Annotated in this window: 14 protein-coding genes and 1 tRNA gene; 11 read left to right on the forward strand and 4 right to left on the reverse strand. The window is 54.8% G+C overall.

Annotated elements, in window-relative coordinates; all coding sequences use genetic code 11:
* Positions 1–37 precede the first annotated feature (37 nt).
* Complete coding sequence (locus GHO42_RS12330) at positions 38–1,261, forward strand: multifunctional CCA addition/repair protein (protein ID WP_153327917.1); 1,224 nt, start codon at positions 38–40, stop codon at positions 1,259–1,261.
* Positions 1,262–1,392: 131 nt separating this feature from the next.
* Here the strand turns inward: GHO42_RS12330 and folK are convergent, their stop codons facing one another.
* Both folK and folB read right to left on the reverse strand, forming a co-directional pair.
* Positions 1,393–1,917: a 2-amino-4-hydroxy-6-hydroxymethyldihydropteridine diphosphokinase gene (folK, locus tag GHO42_RS12335; RefSeq protein WP_095019497.1), complete on the reverse strand. Its 525-nt coding sequence runs from the start codon at positions 1,915–1,917 to the stop codon at positions 1,393–1,395.
* Positions 1,908–2,261 (reverse strand): dihydroneopterin aldolase, encoded by a 354-nt coding sequence (gene folB, locus GHO42_RS12340; protein ID WP_094999928.1) that lies wholly within the window; start codon positions 2,259–2,261, stop codon positions 1,908–1,910. Before folB ends, folK begins: the two co-directional genes overlap by 10 nt.
* A gap of 74 nt (positions 2,262–2,335) precedes the next feature.
* On the opposite strand from folB, the gene plsY reads away from it, so the two are divergent.
* Positions 2,336–2,905 carry a glycerol-3-phosphate 1-O-acyltransferase PlsY gene (gene plsY, locus GHO42_RS12345; RefSeq protein ID WP_094999927.1) on the forward strand — a complete coding sequence of 190 codons (570 nt, stop codon included), beginning with the start codon at positions 2,336–2,338 and terminating at the stop codon, positions 2,903–2,905.
* 44 nt (positions 2,906–2,949) lie between these two features.
* Here the strand turns inward: plsY and tsaD are convergent, their stop codons facing one another.
* Positions 2,950–3,975: a tRNA (adenosine(37)-N6)-threonylcarbamoyltransferase complex transferase subunit TsaD gene (gene tsaD, locus GHO42_RS12350; protein ID WP_094999926.1), complete on the reverse strand. Its 1,026-nt coding sequence runs from the start codon at positions 3,973–3,975 to the stop codon at positions 2,950–2,952.
* 198 nt (positions 3,976–4,173) lie between these two features.
* Here tsaD and rpsU point away from each other — a divergent pair, with 198 nt between their 5' ends.
* The 6 genes from rpsU to GHO42_RS12380 all read left to right on the forward strand — a co-directional run bounded on the left by rpsU (position 4,174) and on the right by GHO42_RS12380 (position 13,508).
* Positions 4,174–4,389, forward strand: coding sequence for a 30S ribosomal protein S21 (gene rpsU / locus GHO42_RS12355; protein WP_002551877.1), 216 nt, complete (start codon positions 4,174–4,176; stop codon positions 4,387–4,389).
* 471 nt (positions 4,390–4,860) lie between these two features.
* The gene (gene dnaG / locus GHO42_RS12360; RefSeq protein WP_094999925.1) at positions 4,861–6,816 is read left to right on the forward strand and encodes a DNA primase; all 1,956 of its coding nucleotides are present in this window, start codon (positions 4,861–4,863) and stop codon (positions 6,814–6,816) included.
* Between the two features lie 67 nt (positions 6,817–6,883).
* On the forward strand, positions 6,884–8,731 hold the full coding sequence (rpoD, locus tag GHO42_RS12365) for an RNA polymerase sigma factor RpoD (RefSeq protein WP_094999924.1): 1,848 nt from the start codon (positions 6,884–6,886) through the stop codon (positions 8,729–8,731).
* Positions 8,732–8,848: 117 nt separating this feature from the next.
* A complete protein-coding gene (locus tag GHO42_RS12370; protein ID WP_094999984.1) occupies positions 8,849–12,205 on the forward strand; it encodes a bifunctional diguanylate cyclase/phosphodiesterase in 3,357 nt (1,118 codons plus the stop codon).
* A 30-nt stretch (positions 12,206–12,235) separates the two neighbouring features.
* Positions 12,236–12,312: transfer RNA gene (locus tag GHO42_RS12375), tRNA-Ile, on the forward strand.
* 125 nt (positions 12,313–12,437) lie between these two features.
* Entirely contained in the window at positions 12,438–13,508 is a 1,071-nt protein-coding gene (locus GHO42_RS12380) for a site-specific integrase (RefSeq protein WP_153327919.1), read from the forward strand.
* A gap of 58 nt (positions 13,509–13,566) precedes the next feature.
* Here GHO42_RS12380 and GHO42_RS12385 read toward each other — a convergent pair whose 3' ends face one another.
* Entirely contained in the window at positions 13,567–14,805 is a 1,239-nt protein-coding gene (locus GHO42_RS12385; RefSeq protein ID WP_153327921.1) for a hypothetical protein, read from the reverse strand.
* Positions 14,806–14,999: 194 nt separating this feature from the next.
* Here GHO42_RS12385 and GHO42_RS12390 point away from each other — a divergent pair, with 194 nt between their 5' ends.
* From GHO42_RS12390 to GHO42_RS12400, 3 genes are all read left to right on the forward strand, one after another.
* On the forward strand, positions 15,000–15,830 hold the full coding sequence (locus tag GHO42_RS12390; RefSeq protein WP_178114918.1) for a replication initiator protein A: 831 nt from the start codon (positions 15,000–15,002) through the stop codon (positions 15,828–15,830).
* A gap of 439 nt (positions 15,831–16,269) precedes the next feature.
* On the forward strand, positions 16,270–16,482 hold the full coding sequence (locus GHO42_RS12395; RefSeq protein WP_153327925.1) for a DNA-binding protein: 213 nt from the start codon (positions 16,270–16,272) through the stop codon (positions 16,480–16,482).
* Positions 16,483–16,899: 417 nt separating this feature from the next.
* The gene (locus GHO42_RS12400; RefSeq protein WP_153327928.1) at positions 16,900–17,238 is read left to right on the forward strand and encodes a conjugal transfer protein TrbJ; all 339 of its coding nucleotides are present in this window, start codon (positions 16,900–16,902) and stop codon (positions 17,236–17,238) included.
* Positions 17,239–17,274 lie beyond the last annotated feature (36 nt).

Raw genomic sequence — 17,274 nt, forward strand, 5'->3', positions numbered from 1 at the left:
CACACGCGCTATCCTGTCGCGCTAACGGAGGTTTTTTATGAAGATCTATAAAGTTGGCGGCGCAGTGCGCGATCGCCTGCTGGGCAAGCCTGTCACCGATATTGACTGGGTGGTGGTGGGCGCAACAGCCGAACAAATGCAGGCCTTGGGCTATCGCCCTGTTGGTTCTGACTTCCCGGTATTTCTTCACCCCAAGACGGGTGACGAATATGCACTGGCCCGCACCGAACGCAAAAGCGGGCATGGTTATGGGGGCTTTGTTTTTCACGCCAGCCCCGACGTCACCCTCGAAGAAGACCTGATCCGTCGCGACCTGACCATCAATGCGATGGCAGAGGACGAGGCTGGCAACGTAACCGACCCTTACCATGGCCAGCGCGACCTTGAAGCCCGCATTTTGCGCCACGTTTCCCCCGCATTCGCCGAAGATCCCCTAAGAGTACTGCGCGTAGCCCGATTCGCTGCGCGCTACGCCAGCCTGGGCTTCAGCATCGTTCCCGAGACTCTGGAGCTGATGCGCCAACTGTCCCGGTCCGGCGAACTGCAAGCCTTGACCCCGGAACGCTGCTGGAAGGAAATTTCCCGCGCCCTGATGGAAGATCAGCCTCAGGTTTTTATCGAAGTGCTGCGCAGCTGCGACGCTCTTGAAGTACTGCTACCCGAAGTGAACGCCCTGTTCGGCGTCCCTCAGCCCCCCGCCCATCACCCGGAAATCGACAGTGGTGTACATACCCTCAGCGTGCTGGAGCAATCGGCGCTGCACAAGCAACCGCTGACGGTTCGCTGGGCTTGTTTACTGCACGATCTGGGCAAGGGGCTTACGCCAGAGAAAGACTGGCCAAGGCATATTGCCCACGAACACAAGGGACTGCGCCTGATCAAGGCGGTCAATGAACGCTATAAGGTGCCGAGGGACTGTCAGGAGCTGGCATTGCTGGTAGGCGAATACCACACCCACGGCCATCGCGCCCTTGAGCTCAAGGCTTCGACGCTACTGGAATTGCTGCAGCGCTTCGACGTATACCGTCGGCCACAGCGGTTCGAGGAGTTTATCGTAGCGTGCGAGATGGACGCCAAAGGCCGCCTGGGCCTGGAAGACCGACCCTACCCGCAGGCCGACTACCTGCGCGGCGCGGCGCGGGCCGCCCTTTCGGTAGCGGTGCAGCCGTTACTGGAGCAGGGTTACAAGGGCCCCGAACTGGGCGAAGCACTCAAGCGCGAACGGCTCAAGGCACTACAAGCTTACAAGGATGCGGCGTAGTGCAAACCTTGTGGGAGCGGGCTTGCTCGTGATTAGGGCACCACGGTCTTACACTCAGACCGCATCGACGCCATCGCGAGCAAGCCCGCTCCCACAAAAAAGCAGCAACCTGCAGCCCATTCAATCGACTCTCAGCCCGCCAGCATCTCCAGCGGCGTCAAGGACTCCCCCCGCCACTCGAAGGCTGCAGGCGCAAGCACCTGCTCGATCTGCGCCTCGGCCCAAATCTGCGCAAGCGTCTTGCCCACACCGGGATGAACTTTGTCTGGGGCAATCAAAGACAGCGGCCACAACACAAAAGCGTTCTTGAGGATTTCGGCACGGGGCAAGGTCAAACCGTCAAAGTTGCCCACCAGATCGCCAAAGAACAACACGTCGATATCCAGCGGCAAACCTTTGCGATCTTGAGCGTAACGCCCGTTATCAGCTTCGATCAGCTTCAAACGACGACTTAACTCAACCAGTGGAAAATCGGTTTTTGCCGACACCACGAGGTTGAAAAACGGCCCGCTCTTGATACCCACCGGCTGGCTTTCAAACACCGCCGAACAGCGCATCTCCTGCAAGAATCCGCTCAGCGCTTCCAGCCCTGCCAGCAAGTGCTTTTCACGCTCGACATTACTGCCCAGCCCGAGATAAACCTGAGTTAGCGACATCCGCGCTCAATCTCCACGCCCACCCCAGTGGCCGCCGCAACTGCGCCGGGCTTGGTCAGCTTGAGGTGCAGCCAGGGGATAGTGAACTCACTCATCAACACTTCGGCCAGTCGCTCTGCAAAGGTCTCCACCAGCTGGAATTGAGCCTGCTCGGCGAACGCCTGAATTCGCGACGAAACGCTCGCATAATCCAGCGCCAACGTCAGATCATCGCCAGCCGCAGCTGGACGGTTATCCCACGCAAAACTCAGATCAAGGCGCAGACACTGACGGATGCCACGTTCCCAGTCATAAGCACCGATTACGGTGTCAACTTCCAGGCCTTCGATAAACACTCTGTCCAAGCACTCTTCTCCGCAGCACGACAAGGGCGCAAAGCGCCGTTAGAATCAGGGCGTCCTCGCCCGGAATAGTTAGCATGTTTTGGTTACTGGCGATCCTCGCCTACCTGCTCGGCTCTCTGTCCTTTGCCATTTTGCTCAGCCGCCTGACGGGAACCCCCGACCCGCGAATGAGTGGCTCCGGCAATGCCGGCGCAACCAACATGTTGCGTCTGGCCGGCAAAAAACTTGCCGTCCTGACCTTGCTCGGTGACCTGTGCAAGGGGCTTTTGCCCGTCCTGCTGGCCAACCAACTGGATCTCTCGCTCCAGGACCAGGCCTGGATCGGCGGCTGCGCCGTTGTAGGTCACATGTACCCTGCCTACTTCCGCTTTCGCGGCGGCAAGGGTGTCGCCACGGCGGCCGGCATGCTGCTGGGACTGTATCCCCCTGCTGCACTGTTGGCAGTCGCCGCATGGCTGCTGACCTTCCAGCTGACCCGTACCAGCTCACTGGCGGCGTTGATCGCCACTCCCCTGACCCTGCCATTGCTGGCCTGGCAAGAGCCTGCCGCGCTACTGCCAATGAGCGCCTTGACGGCGCTGATTGTATGGCGCCATCGCGGCAATTTACGCGACCTGATGGCCGGGCGCGAACGGCATTTCTGAATCTTGCCCGTGAAAAATCTTCACGCCGGCTCCAGCCCCCATTCTCACAGGGGCTGCAGCTGCTCCATCGGCCAGCGTGCCTGCACGCTGATCGCCAATGATTCGTGCTGACCGGCCTGCAAGCGCTGACAACCCGCAAACGCAATCATCGCGCCATTATCCGTGCAAAATTCCGGACGGGCGTAATACACATTGCCCTTCATCTCACCGAGCATTTTCTCAAGGGAAACGCGCAGCGCCTTGTTGGCACTCACCCCGCCTGCAATCACCAGGCGCTTCATGCCTGCATGCTTCAAGGCACGCTTGCACTTGATGGTCAGCGTTTCAACCACGGCCTGCTGGAACGCCAGGGAGATATCGCAACGGGTCTGCTCAGTGTCGTCGCCCTCTGCCACACAACGCTGCCAGGTGTTCAGGGCAAACGTCTTGAGGCCGCTGAAGCTGAATTGCAGGCCCGGACGGTCTGTCATGGGCCTGGGGAAGACAAAGCGTCCTGCAACGCCCTGGGCGGCCAAGCGCGCGATCTCAGGGCCACCCGGATAGTTAAGCCCCATCATCTTCGCGGTCTTGTCGAACGCTTCACCCGCGGCGTCATCCAGTGTCTCGCCCAGCAACTCGTATTGGCCGATGCCATCAACGCGAACCAGCTGCGTATGACCGCCCGAGACCAACAAAGCGACGAACGGAAATTCCGGAGGTTGCTCTTCCAGCATAGGGGCCAGTAAATGGCCTTCCATGTGATGCACGCCAAGGGCCGGAATGCCCCAGGCAAACGCCAGCGCCTGGGCGCAAGAAGCCCCAACCAGCAGGGCTCCAACCAATCCCGGGCCCGCCGTATAGGCAATTGCGTCGATCTCGGTAGGCACACAGTCGGCCTCGGCCAGCACCTGACGAATCAACGGCAGCATTCGCTTGACGTGATCTCTGGAAGCCAGCTCCGGTACCACACCGCCATAGGCGCGGTGAAGGTCGATCTGGCTGAACAGTGCATCGGCCAAAAGCCCGCGTTCACTGTCGTATAGCGCGACGCCGGTTTCGTCGCAGGAGGTTTCTAATCCCAGTACTAGCATGGGTTTACGCCTTGTAGAGGCTAAATTCGAAGGCGCGCATAATAGTCGCCACTCCCGCCCCCGGCCAGCGGTTTTCGATCAGAGGCTTTGCATTCCGGGCGATGAGGGGTTAACATCCGCAACCCTTAAAAACCGACGTCTTCCAACGCGATTTTGCCTTGAGACGTTGACCCCGGTAATGAATGAAGGTAGCTCTGGATGCCAGCCGTCAAAGTAAAAGAGAACGAACCCTTCGACGTAGCTCTGCGTCGTTTCAAGCGCTCCTGCGAAAAAGCCGGTGTTCTGGCTGAAGTTCGCAGCCGCGAATTTTACGAGAAGCCGACTTCTGAGCGTAAGCGTAAAGCAGCAGCTGCTGTTAAGCGTCACGCGAAGAAAGTTCAGCGCGAGCAGCGCCGCGCCGTTCGTCTGTACTAATACACAGACGTTCGTTGCACGCTTCTGCCAAGCCCGGCCTAAAGCCGGGCCGTAGGCAGTTGTTGCAAGTTACATGCTTTATCGTCAAGGCCGCAGATGCGACCGCGACAAGCGTTACAACACGTCAGACCTGGCCTAATAGCCAGCGGTGCACGTCTTTACTGACGAGCCTTCCAAGGCTACCGACGAGCACACCTCTCTGATTATCCTTAAAGACGATCAGCCCAAGGCACCTCTCCAGTGCCTGCTTATGAGCTATCCGAGACCAGCCATTGGTCAGTGCCGGACTCAGAGCGTGACATTTATCGATCCCGTCGACTCTGATTAATATGAGTAGAGCGGATTTCGACAGATACACTTCCCCGAGATAATTGAGCAGACGCCCCACGATCGAGCAGAGCTTTTGCCTGCACGCACGATGACCAAGCTCTTTATTCGGACCCAATTCTGCGCAGTGATGACGAGAACGCCATGGCCGGGTTAATCCCCCAGAGCTTTATTGACGACCTTCTGAACCGTACCGATATCGTCGATGTCGTCAGCTCGCGCGTGCAAATGAAGAAAGCTGGCAAGAACTACACCGCCTGCTGCCCCTTCCACAAAGAAAAAACCCCGTCGTTCAGCGTCAGCCCGGACAAGCAGTTCTATTACTGCTTTGGCTGCGGCGCTGGCGGTAACGCCCTCGGCTTCATCATGGATCATGACAACCTGGACTTCCCCCAGGCTGTCGAAGAACTGGCCAAAGCTGCCGGGATGGAAATCCCACGGGAAGAAAGCGGCCGGGCGCACAAACCTCGGCAACCGACTGACTCCCCGCTATACCCGCTTCTTACTGCAGCTGCTGACTTTTATCGCCAGGCCTTGAAAAGCCATCCGGCACGAAAAGCAGCGGTGGACTACCTGAAAGGCCGAGGCCTGACCGGCGAAATCGCTCGCGACTTCGGCTTGGGCTTTGCGCCACCAGGCTGGGACAACCTCTACAAACACCTGAGCAGTGACACGCTGCAACAAAAAGCCATGATCGACGCTGGCCTGCTGGTCGAAAACGCCGAGACCGGCAAGCGTTACGACCGCTTTCGCGACCGGGTAATGTTTCCGATCCGCGACAGCCGTGGCCGCATCATCGCTTTTGGTGGCCGGGTGCTCGGCGACGACAAGCCCAAATACCTGAACTCCCCGGAAACCCCGGTCTTTCACAAAGGCCAGGAACTGTACGGGCTGTTCGAAGCACGCAAGTTCAATCGCAGCCTCGACGAAATCATCGTGGTTGAAGGCTATATGGACGTCATTGCCCTGGCCCAGCAAGGCCTGCGCAATGCTGTCGCGACACTGGGCACCGCTACCAGCGAAGAGCACATGAAGCGCCTGTTTCGCGTGGTACCCAGCGTATTGTTCTGTTTTGACGGCGACCAGGCCGGCCGCAATGCGGCATGGCGCGCACTTGAAGCCACGCTGCCCTGCCTGCAGGACGGGCGCCGCGCACGCTTCCTGTTTTTGCCCGAAGGTGAAGACCCGGACACCCTGGTGCGCTCTGAAGGCACCGATGCCTTCAAGGCCCGTATCAACCAGCATGCCCAGCCGCTGGCAGACTACTTCTTCCAGCAATTGACCGAAGAAGCCGACCCTCGCTCGCTCGAAGGCAAGGCCCATATGGCCACGCTGGCAGCACCGCTGATCGACAAAGTCCCGGGCGCCAACCTGCGGACCCTGATGCGTCAGCGCCTGAGCGAAATAACCGGCCTTACCAGCGAAACCGTCAGCCAGCTGGCACAAAATACGCCCGCAAAAATCCAGGCACAGCCAACCTATGACCCGGGCATTGATTACGATGCAATGCCCGACTACAGCGACTTCCAGCAACCGGACATGTACATCCCCCAACAGGAATGGACCCCGAAAAAGACCGGCGCTGGCGGCAAAAAGTGGGAAAACAAACCCTGGGACAAAAAAGGCAAGCGCGGCGCCGAACGCGAGCAGGCCTGGATCCCGGTAGGTGTTGAACCCCCGACCCTGACAGCCCTGCGCACCCTGCTGCATCACCCGCAACTGGCCAAAAAAGTTGAGGACGCCGGGCACTTTGCTGCAGAAGACCAGACTAATAATCAACTACTGATTGCTCTGGTCGAGGCTGTACAGAAAAATCCTAAGCTAAGCTCTATTCAGCTACTGTCCCGCTGGCACGGCACTGAACAGGGCCGTTTGCTGCAAAGACTGCTGGAAAAGGAATGGCTAATTGATGCCGATAACCTTGAACAACAGTTTTTCGACACCATAACTAGCCTGTCAGCTCGCCAACGCGAGCGAAATCTAGAGCAACTTCTTCGAAAAGCACGTCAAGGCGAGCTAAGTAGCGAGGAAAAAAATCAGTTACGCGACCTTTTAAGTCGCAATAATCCTGCATCAAACCCGACCTCAACTGGCGCGTGAGGTCATAGCTAAGGTATAATCCTCGGCTTGTTTTTTGCCCGCCAAGACCTTCAGTGGATAGGGTGTTATGTCCGGAAAAGCGCAACAGCAGTCTCGTATCAAAGAGTTGATCACCCTCGGCCGTGAGCAGAAGTATCTGACTTACGCAGAGGTCAACGACCACCTGCCCGAAGATATTTCAGATCCGGAGCAAGTGGAAGACATCATCCGCATGATTAATGACATGGGGATCCCCGTACACGAGAGTGCTCCGGATGCGGACGCCCTTATGTTGGCCGATGCCGACACCGACGAAGCAGCAGCTGAAGAAGCGGCTGCAGCGTTGGCGGCAGTAGAGACCGACATTGGTCGTACTACCGACCCTGTGCGCATGTATATGCGTGAAATGGGCACGGTAGAACTGCTGACACGTGAAGGCGAAATCGAAATCGCCAAGCGTATCGAAGAAGGCATCCGTGAAGTGATGGGCGCAATCGCGCACTTCCCTGGCACGGTTGACCATATTCTCTCCGAGTACACTCGCGTCACCACCGAAGGTGGCCGCCTGTCCGACGTTCTGAGCGGTTATATCGACCCGGACGACGGTATTGCGCCGCCCGCAGCCGAAGTACCTCCTCCTGTCGACACCAAGGTGAAAGCCGAAGGTGATGACGAAGAGGACGACAAGGAAGATTCCGGCGAAGACGAGGAAGAGGTCGAAAGCGGCCCTGATCCGATCATCGCGGCCCAGCGCTTTGGCGCTGTTTCCGATCAGATGGAAATCGCTCGCAAGGCCCTGAAAAAGCACGGTCGCGGCAGCAAGCAGGCAATTGCCGAGCTGGTTGCACTGGCTGAGCTGTTCATGCCGATCAAACTGGTTCCGAAGCAATTCGAAGGCCTGGTTGAGCGTGTTCGCAGCGCCCTGGAGCGTCTGCGTGCACAAGAGCGCGCAATCATGCAGCTGTGTGTACGTGATGCACGCATGCCGCGCACCGATTTCCTGCGCCTGTTCCCGGGCAACGAAGTCGACGAAAGCTGGAGCGATGCGCTGGCCAAAGGCAAAAGCAAATATGCTGAAGCCATTGGTCGCCTGCAACCGGACATCATCCGTTGCCAGCAAAAGCTCTCTGCTCTGGAAGCAGAAACCGGCTTGAAGATTGCCGAGATCAAGGACATCAACCGTCGCATGTCGATCGGCGAGGCCAAGGCCCGCCGCGCGAAGAAAGAAATGGTTGAAGCCAACTTGCGTCTGGTGATCTCCATCGCCAAGAAGTACACCAACCGTGGCCTGCAGTTCCTCGATCTGATCCAGGAAGGCAACATCGGCTTGATGAAAGCGGTAGACAAGTTTGAATACCGCCGCGGCTACAAATTCTCGACTTATGCCACCTGGTGGATCCGTCAGGCGATCACTCGCTCGATCGCCGACCAGGCCCGCACCATCCGTATTCCGGTGCACATGATCGAGACGATCAACAAGCTCAACCGTATTTCCCGTCAGATGTTGCAGGAAATGGGCCGTGAACCGACCCCGGAAGAGCTGGGCGAACGCATGGAAATGCCTGAGGATAAAATCCGCAAGGTATTGAAGATCGCTAAAGAGCCGATCTCCATGGAAACCCCGATCGGTGATGACGAAGACTCCCATCTGGGTGACTTCATCGAAGACTCGACCATGCAGTCGCCAATCGATGTTGCTACCGTTGAGAGCCTTAAAGAAGCGACACGCGACGTACTCGGCGGCCTCACAGCCCGTGAAGCCAAGGTACTGCGCATGCGTTTCGGTATCGACATGAATACCGACCACACCCTTGAGGAGGTTGGTAAACAGTTCGACGTTACCCGTGAGCGGATTCGTCAGATCGAAGCCAAGGCGCTGCGCAAGCTGCGCCACCCGACGAGAAGCGAGCATTTGCGCTCCTTCCTCGACGAGTGACAACAAAACCCCCGGCCCTGCCGGGGGTTTTGCTTTACAGCTAAAAACCTCCTGCTCCCTCCCCTCCGCCACAGCCCGACTACACTGGATGCATCCAGGTGTATTGAAGGGATGCGTATGTCACGCTTGCTGGCTACCCTGCTTCTGTCACTTCTCGTTTGGACCTCTGGCGCCCAAGCCCTGACGTTCACCGATGAAGAACAGCAATGGCTCAAGGAGCACCCCGAACTGCTCCTCGGCATCGATACCACATGGCCGCCTTTTGAGTTCCTCAACGCACAGGGCACCTATACAGGCCTCGCTGCCGACTATGTAAACCTGATCACCAACCAGTTGGGCGTAAGCGTCAAGCAAGTCGCTGCGTCAAGCTGGAGCGAAGTCCTGGAGCAAACCAAGGAAGGCAAACTCGACTGGTTACCCGGCGTCATGTCGACCCCCGAGCGCCAAAAACGCCTGGCATTTACCCGGCCCTATCTGGACTTCCCCATTGTCATCCTCGCCCACAAGGGCGGCGCGGCGCCTAAAAATATCCAGGAACTCTACGGCCTCAGAGTGGGTGTAATTGAAAACTACGCCCCCCACGAATTGCTGCGCGCTCAACACCCTGATCTCAACATCGTCGCCCTGCCCAACGTCAGCTCGGCGTTGCAGGCTCTGGCCACGGACCAGGTAGATGCCATGGTGGGTGATCTGGCTTCCAGCGTATGGAGCTTGCGCCAGCTCAAGCTCGATGGCCTGTACGTCAGCGGGGAAACCCCGTATCGCTTTCAACTGGCCATGGCCGTTCCTAAAAACCAGACCGTCCTGCTAGGACTGCTGGACAAGGTGCTGGCCAATATAAGCCCGAGTGAAACCCAGCGCATTCAGCAGCACTGGGTAGGCGATATCAACGATTACCGCCCCCTGTGGCGCACCCTGCTGCTCTATGTCCTGCCTGGCATACTGCTGCTGATCATCATTTTGTTCGTAGTCATCCGCATCAACCGACGCCTGAGCTCCGAGATTTCCCGGCGAACAACCCTCGAACAGGAACTGCGCAGCAGCGAGGACCACTACAAGGGGTTGATTGAAAGCCTTTCGGCTATTGCCTGGGAAGCACAGCTGGACAACGACACCTATACCTATGTCTCCCCCCAGGCCGAAGCCTTGCTCGGCTATCCAGTCTCTGACTGGCTAAGCCCGGGGTTCTGGAAACGGGTCGTTCACCCCGATGACCTGCCCAGAATCCAGGCCTGGCGTAAAAAAGAGATCAGCGCAGGCCACGATCACAGCTTGGACTATCGGGTGATCACCGCAGAGGGCAACATCCTCTGGCTACGGGACATTGCCAGTATCACGACCCACAATCAGCAAGCCGTGGTTCGCGGCTTGCTGATCAATATCAGCGAAACCAAGCAGACTGAAGAAGCCTTGCTTCTTTCCGAAGAAAAGTTTGCCAAAGCATTTCATGCATCGCTGGACGGCCTTTTACTGAGCCGTCAAAGCGATGGCCTGATACTCGAGATCAACGAAGGTTTCAGCCGGGTCATCGGCTATGACAGTGCCAGTGCCTTGTACCACTCAACCCTGGAACTGCAATTGTGGGTCGACCCCCATGAGCGCCGTGAATTGCTTGCGGTCCTGGAAAAAAACGGCTTTGTGCGCGACTTCACCTGCCATATCCGACATAAGGACGGGCAAGTTCGCCTCTGTGAAATCTCCAGCTACCCGTTGCTGATCGGCGCCGACGACTGCATTTTGACCATCGTCCACGACATTACCGAACGGCATCAGATGCAGGAAAAACTTCTGCAAACAGCCACCGTGTTCGAGAGCACGGCCGAAGGCATCATCTTTACCGATCCCGAGCAAAAAATTACCGCGGTCAACCGGGCCTTCGGCGAAATCACCGGTTACTCCGAAAGTGAAGTCCTGGGCCAGACGCCGCGCATGCTGGGGTCTGGCCGACACGACAAACTGTTCTTTGCAACCATGTGGTACCAGCTATCGACCGCTGACAACTGGCAGGGCGAAATCTTCAACAGACGCAAAAACGGTGAAATCTACCCCAGCTGGATGACCATCAGCGCCGTGCGCAACAACAATGATGTGGTGACACATTTCGTAGCCGTATTTTCTGATATTTCCACCCTCAAACTGGCCCAGGAACGCCTTGATCACCAGGCCCACCACGACCCGCTGACCAACCTTCCCAACCGTTTGCTGTTTGAAAGCCGGGTGCGCCAGGTACTCTCCGATCAGCGGCGCAATGATCAACATAGCGCGGTGCTGTTTCTGGACCTTGATCGCTTCAAGAACATCAATGACAGCCTCGGGCACCCTGTGGGCGATCAGTTGCTGAGGGGCATCGCAGCCCGCCTCACCGAACAATTGCGCGACATCGACACGGTCGCCCGTCTTGGCGGCGATGAATTTATCGTCCTGCTGCCTGGGCTCAAACACCCGGAAGATGCACAGAAGATTGCCGAAAAGCTGCTGAACAGCTTCAACGAACCCTTTCTGACCGACGAAAGCGAACTGTTTATCAGCGCCAGCGTTGGTATCAGCATCTACCCGGATGATGGCGACGACGTGGCCACACTGATCAAAAATGCCGATATCGCGATGTACCACTCCAAACTCAAAGGGCGCAATCGCGTCGAACGTTACAGCCACGACCTTAACTCCCAGACCAGTGCCCGCATCCTTCTGGGCCAGGAACTGCGCCGCGCCCTGGAGCGAGGCCAGGTCTCACTGCTGTATCAGCCCAAAGTCCGGTTGCGCGACCATACGCTGGCTGGCGCCGAAGCACTGTTGCATTGGAACCACCCTCTACTCGGAGGAATCTCACATGAGCGCTTGATTCATCTGGCAGAAGAAAACGGCATGATCATTCAAATTGGTGACTGGATGCTCGAGCGTGCGTGCCAGCAACTGTGCTCATGGAATCAACTGTACAAGCCCTTTGGACCCATCTCGGTCAACCTTGCCAGCGCCCAATTACACCAGCCGGGGCTGATGGCGCACATTCAGCAACTGCTCGAAACCTGCAAGCTCAAACCCGAGAGCCTGAAACTGAAAATCACCGAAACTTTTCTCACCGGCCAGACCGAAGCGGCATTTGATGCCCTGCATCGGCTCAAACAACTGGGAGTAAAACTGTCCATCGACAATTTTGGTACTGGCAACTCGTCCCTCAGTTACCTGAAGCGCTTGCCGTTGGACACGTTGAAAATCGACCCGTCATTTGTACATGGCTTGCCCGACGACCCCCATGATGCTGCCATCGTGCATGCCATCATCGCGCTGGGGCACAGCATGCACTTCACCATCATTGCTGACGGCGTTCAAAACCGGGAACAACAGATTTTCCTGGCGCAGGCAGGTTGCGAACTGATCCAGGGCGAGATCGTCAGCCCGCCGTTACTTCCCGAAAAATTTGCAGCAACTTTCCTTCACCTGGCAATTTCAGATCTTTCGGATAGCACTACTTAGAAACCATCGTTATAATCCGCGACCTACTGAGGGCCTATAGCTCAGTTGGTTAGAGCAGGGGACTCATAATCCCTTGGTCGTAGGTTCGAGTCCTACTGGGCCCACCATACTCAAAGCCGCGCACTGCGCGGCTTTTGTGTTTCTGGAGTGGTCACCGTTTTTACAGTCCTACGCTCCAAGGGTACAAATTAGGTACAGTGCTGGTTCGCCAGCCGCCTAGGAGCACCCTCTAATGGCAACACTCGTCAAAACACCTTCCGGCACCTGGAAGGCACTGATTCGCAAAACTGGCTGGCCTACGGTGGCTAAAACCTTCCGCACCAAGCGTGACGCGGAGGACTGGTCTCGACGTACCGAAGACGAAATGGTCAGAGGCGTTTACATCCAACGCAGCGGCTCGGAGAAGATGACTCTTGAGGCTGCACTCAAGCGCTACCTGAGCGACATCACCCCCACCAAGAAGCCCAGCACCCAGCGCGGTGAACTTACCAAAGCCAAGAAGCTCATAGAGCATCTGGGCAAATACTCTCTCGCTGCCCTCTCTGCAGAAATCATTGCTGGCTATCGCGACAAGCGACTGAGTGAGCCCGGCCGCGTTGGAAACATCAGTAACAACACTGTGCGCCTAGAGTTGGCTCTGTTGAGCCACCTGTACACCGTCGCTATTCAGGAGTGGGGATTGGGCCTGACATTCAATCCAGTGCTGAACATTCGCAAGCCAAGCCCGGGAGACGGTCGTGATCGTCGACTCTCGCCGGAGGAAGAACGCCATTTGCTCGCCGCCGTGAATCGACACAGCAACCCTATGCTGGGCTGGATTGTATGCATCGCATTGGAAACGGGTATGCGCTCGTCTGAAATTTCATCCCTACGGCGGCCTCAGGTGGATTTGGCAAAGCGTGTCATACGCCTCTCAGACACAAAGAACGACTCATCTCGAACCGTTCCACTGAGCAAGCGCGCTACTGAAGTATTCAAAGCCGCGATGCACAACCCGGTGCGACCAATCGACTGCAATCTGGTATTTTTTGGTGAGCCTGGGAAGGACGGGAAACGTCGACCATATACCTTCACGAAAATTTGGGGTCAGTTGAAGAAGACGCTGGACCTACCTGACTTTAGGTTTCACGATCTCCGTCATGAGGCAGTCAGCAGACTTGTCGAAGGTGGGCTATCTGACCAAGAGGTTTCAGCCATTAGTGGCCACAAATCGATGCAGATGCTCAAACGATACACACATCTTCGAGCCGAGGACCTTGTTATTAAGCTTGATGGGCTTAAGGATTTACGCAGTAACAGTTAAAGCCGCAGGCATATAAACAACACATAGAAGGACCTGTGCTAAAAAACTCTTAAGTAGACTAGCCCGCATCGCGGGTTAGGATCAAAAACTTACGATAAATCTCCACTAATTCTCTCTTAGTGGTGTTATGGACCAATTGACGCGAAATGCTTAACCTACCCGCAATATCAGACGGAGTCAGCCCCTCCAACACCAGCCGTGCTATATTTCTGCTCTGTAGTGAGAGTTTACGATTAAAGGCTTCTGCAATAACATCGCCAAGCGCCTCTAGGACGAGGCCGGGCTGAACCTTTTCCAACTCGACCAAACCAGCCAAATCATCATGAGCTACTAAATAGGCCGCCTGACGAATAAAAGTGTGGTCTACAACTGGAAACTGCGACTCCTTTTCAGTTAGATTTTGATATTCTGTACATTCATATCTAGCCAAAATACTATCGACTACAGACTCAGGCAACCTCGTAACTGCAACAACTTCATCCCGACTCAGGCCGTTACAAGAAAGCAAATGCACCTGGACTCCAAGGGAGGAGGGAGAATCAATACAACTTGATAAAATAGATTTACGTGCAATTAAAAAGCGCTTTCTGCACGTTTCTATTTCTCGCCAAAAACAATCGCGATATCGATGAGCTGCACGATACCTAGAATCATGATCACTTGGATTATGTACAGAACAGAAGCGTAAGCTACCGATCCCTCCCTCTTCGTCTTTCTCCATCACCTTCTTTCTACGAGTCTCGTTAAGAGTGGACGACAATGGCGCCTCTGCAAACTCATCTCGCGCGGCCTCACTCAACCTCCAACAAAGCTCGCAGTAGGGAAAGTGCCGCTCAGCTTTTGAATAGGCCTTGATCCTCATCCCACCCCGTAGCATTCCTGGCTCCTTGAGTGTGATTTCCCCAGGAGTCTGTGCTATTGCCATCGCCATCGTATCGCTCAAAGATTCAAGCGTCTCCACAAACGCGATCAAGTCATCCTGACCATCATTTTTCCAAAGACTCTTTGCAACCGCGTAGTCCTGTGCAGCTATGTGACATACATGATCACTCCAACAGCTCCCCAGTTTTGACAAACCACCATGCTCAAGTATAAGAGCGGATATTTGCCAATCTGGATAAAGTCTTGCAAATCGGATTGCATCTTCGTCGAGGCAATTTCCTAGCAACTTCCAAACTGACTTTGATTTCGAAGTAGTGCTATGCCCCTCAATTCGAGATAAAAAGCATCTAATGCCCGTAGCGATTTGGGCATCACAATTATCATAAATATAAATTTGATCATATTTGGCGCCCATCTTACCCCCTGTAAACGCCGATTTTCATATTTTACCGCTGTCTAACCATACTGCTTTCTGGATGATACCGCTAGTGATCACCTATACTCCGGACTGAAATTCATGGCTATTACCGCATATAAAAATTCAACCCGCTCCCCTATACCTACTTTCAGGGCATATCAATCGATGTTTGCGCGATAAAGATGCCCTTGATGCCAGCCAATGAAGGAATAAAAACGCTTACCGATTCCTCAAATATGGAGCAGTTGGATTTTTTCCTGTGCACCATGAGCAACTACTCTTTTAAAGATGATCAAGCAACGATGGAAGCACCGATATTCTCGCTGGCAACCCGGGAAGACTTAAAAATTTGGCATTGGAGTAGTGTGGACGGTCGCAAAAGCGTAGAAGTGATACCCTCGCTCTATGGTAGAGCTACGATAAGAGACAAAGACATACTGATATATGCAACCAGCCAGTTATTGGCAGGTATCAATTCAGGGCTTCCAACCTCCCGAACTGTTAAATTTGTAGCCTATGACTACTTGATGGCAACGCATCGGGGGGTGAGAGGAGAAGACTATCAGGCTATGCGAGACGGACTTGATCGCTTAAAGGGAACGAGCCTGAAGACAAACATCTGCACCTCAGGGTTCAAGAGTACGAGTTCATTTGGGCTTATAGATAACTATCGTATTATTGAAAGATCCTCTACAGACGCAAGAATGGTCGCGGTCGAAATGACACTATCCCAATGGCTCTATAACGCTATTGAGGCCAAGGAGGTATTGACCATCCCTTCAGAGTATTTTCTGCTAAGAAAGCCGCTTGAGCGCCGGCTATACGAGATCGCGCGTAAACACGTAGGAAGACAAGGGATGTGGAAAGTTTCACTAGCCACCCTGGCGAGCAAATGTGGCAGCACCACAGCTCGCCTTCGAAAATTCCGGGAAGCCATAAATTATGCAAGCAAGGCAGATAATTTACCTGAGTATAGAATTACGATTTTAGGCCCAAACGAAATTTTATTCAGTGGCAGATGAGCAGATAACTATCCAGATTTAACTGGGCTGCTCCCGCAAAAAGGCCAGACATTGCTTCTGTCAAAGTCAAAAAAACCGTAGTTATCCACAACCTTCCCAGATATGAACTCATTTGTTTCGCGGATTCGGGGGCGTCGGGCTTCGCGGATTCAGGGGCGACCTATCGCGGATTCAGGGGCGGGACCCCTCGCGGATTTAGGGGCCAAATCTGTCTTACATCCCTCGGGGAATAAGCTCTTGAGCCTCCTTAACATGCGCGCGTCTTTAACTATTTTAACGGGGGTAATCTTTTAACCCGGTGAAGCCTAATCAGATCTGCTCAAAAAACATACAGTTGTGCTGAAAGAAAGGTAAACCCTAGATGTCATATCTCTCAGCTGATCCTAGCGATAACTCACCCTAGTATTGCTTTACTTACGGTACTAATAGGAGTCCAGCAATGAGCACCGAACAATATCTGGTAGAGAAATACGGGCCACTTATGACTCTCAGCCAAGTCGCTGAATTATTTGGCCGTTCGCCAGACGGCCTGCGCTTTACTATTCGCCAAGATAGTGATCTCGGTCGTCGACTTAGCGCAGAGAAAAAGAAGCTCGGACGTCGCGTGTATTTCCTTGCTGTTGGCGTTGCTCGGCTCATTGACGAGAGTTGAAGCCCCTCAAGTGTTAGCAATACAACAATCAAGCTTCATTCGAACTGGATACCACCGCTTATCTCCGACTATTGCAGTCGTAGGCAGCTACCTTTTGACACTAGGGGGGCAGAGCTCGGGTTAGGCAGGCGCCTAAACTTTTATGAACAGCTCTATTTTGAGTAACGATCAGTTATCGCTAAAACAACGCAGGGTTACTTAATAACAACGCTTTTGTGACTTTAAGATGAACGCCAGAAGAACGGATTTAGAACGTTAAGGTGCAGGGCAAGACAGGTGAAGTTAGCCAACCGGCAAGCCGGATAGCTAATTCCACTATCTCTTATTCGCGCCTGGCGGCACTCAACGCTTTCTTGCTCTGCGAGGCATCTCGCTACCGCGAGAAAAACATCATCGTTACGACAGGAGAAGTATCTGATGCAATCGAATAGATCCCGAGCGAACTCAAGGAAACATGGCAAACACTTGAGAGTTCCCGTCTTGGCCAGCGAAGAAATAGTGATTAAAGAAAACGCAGCCCGAGCAAGCCTGACTGTGGCGGAATATCTCCGCCGCCTTAGCCTTGGGTACGTCATTAAAGGAACAATCGACTCGCAGTGCGTGCATCAACTCGCAAAAGTTAATGCTGACCAAGGGCGCTTAGGGGGGCTTTTAAAGCTCTGGTTGACCGATGACACCAAGCTAGCGATCACGGGCCGTGCTTGGACACCGGACGTAGGCTCTGTACGTAAACCCAAGAAATACGATTTTCTGTAAAATACACCGCCATTAAAGCCAGGAGGCCAAGATGGC

Source organism: Pseudomonas sp. FSL R10-0056, from assembly GCF_009600105.1.
In the GTDB taxonomy this organism is placed as follows: Bacteria; Pseudomonadota; Gammaproteobacteria; order Pseudomonadales; family Pseudomonadaceae; genus Aquipseudomonas; species Aquipseudomonas bubulae.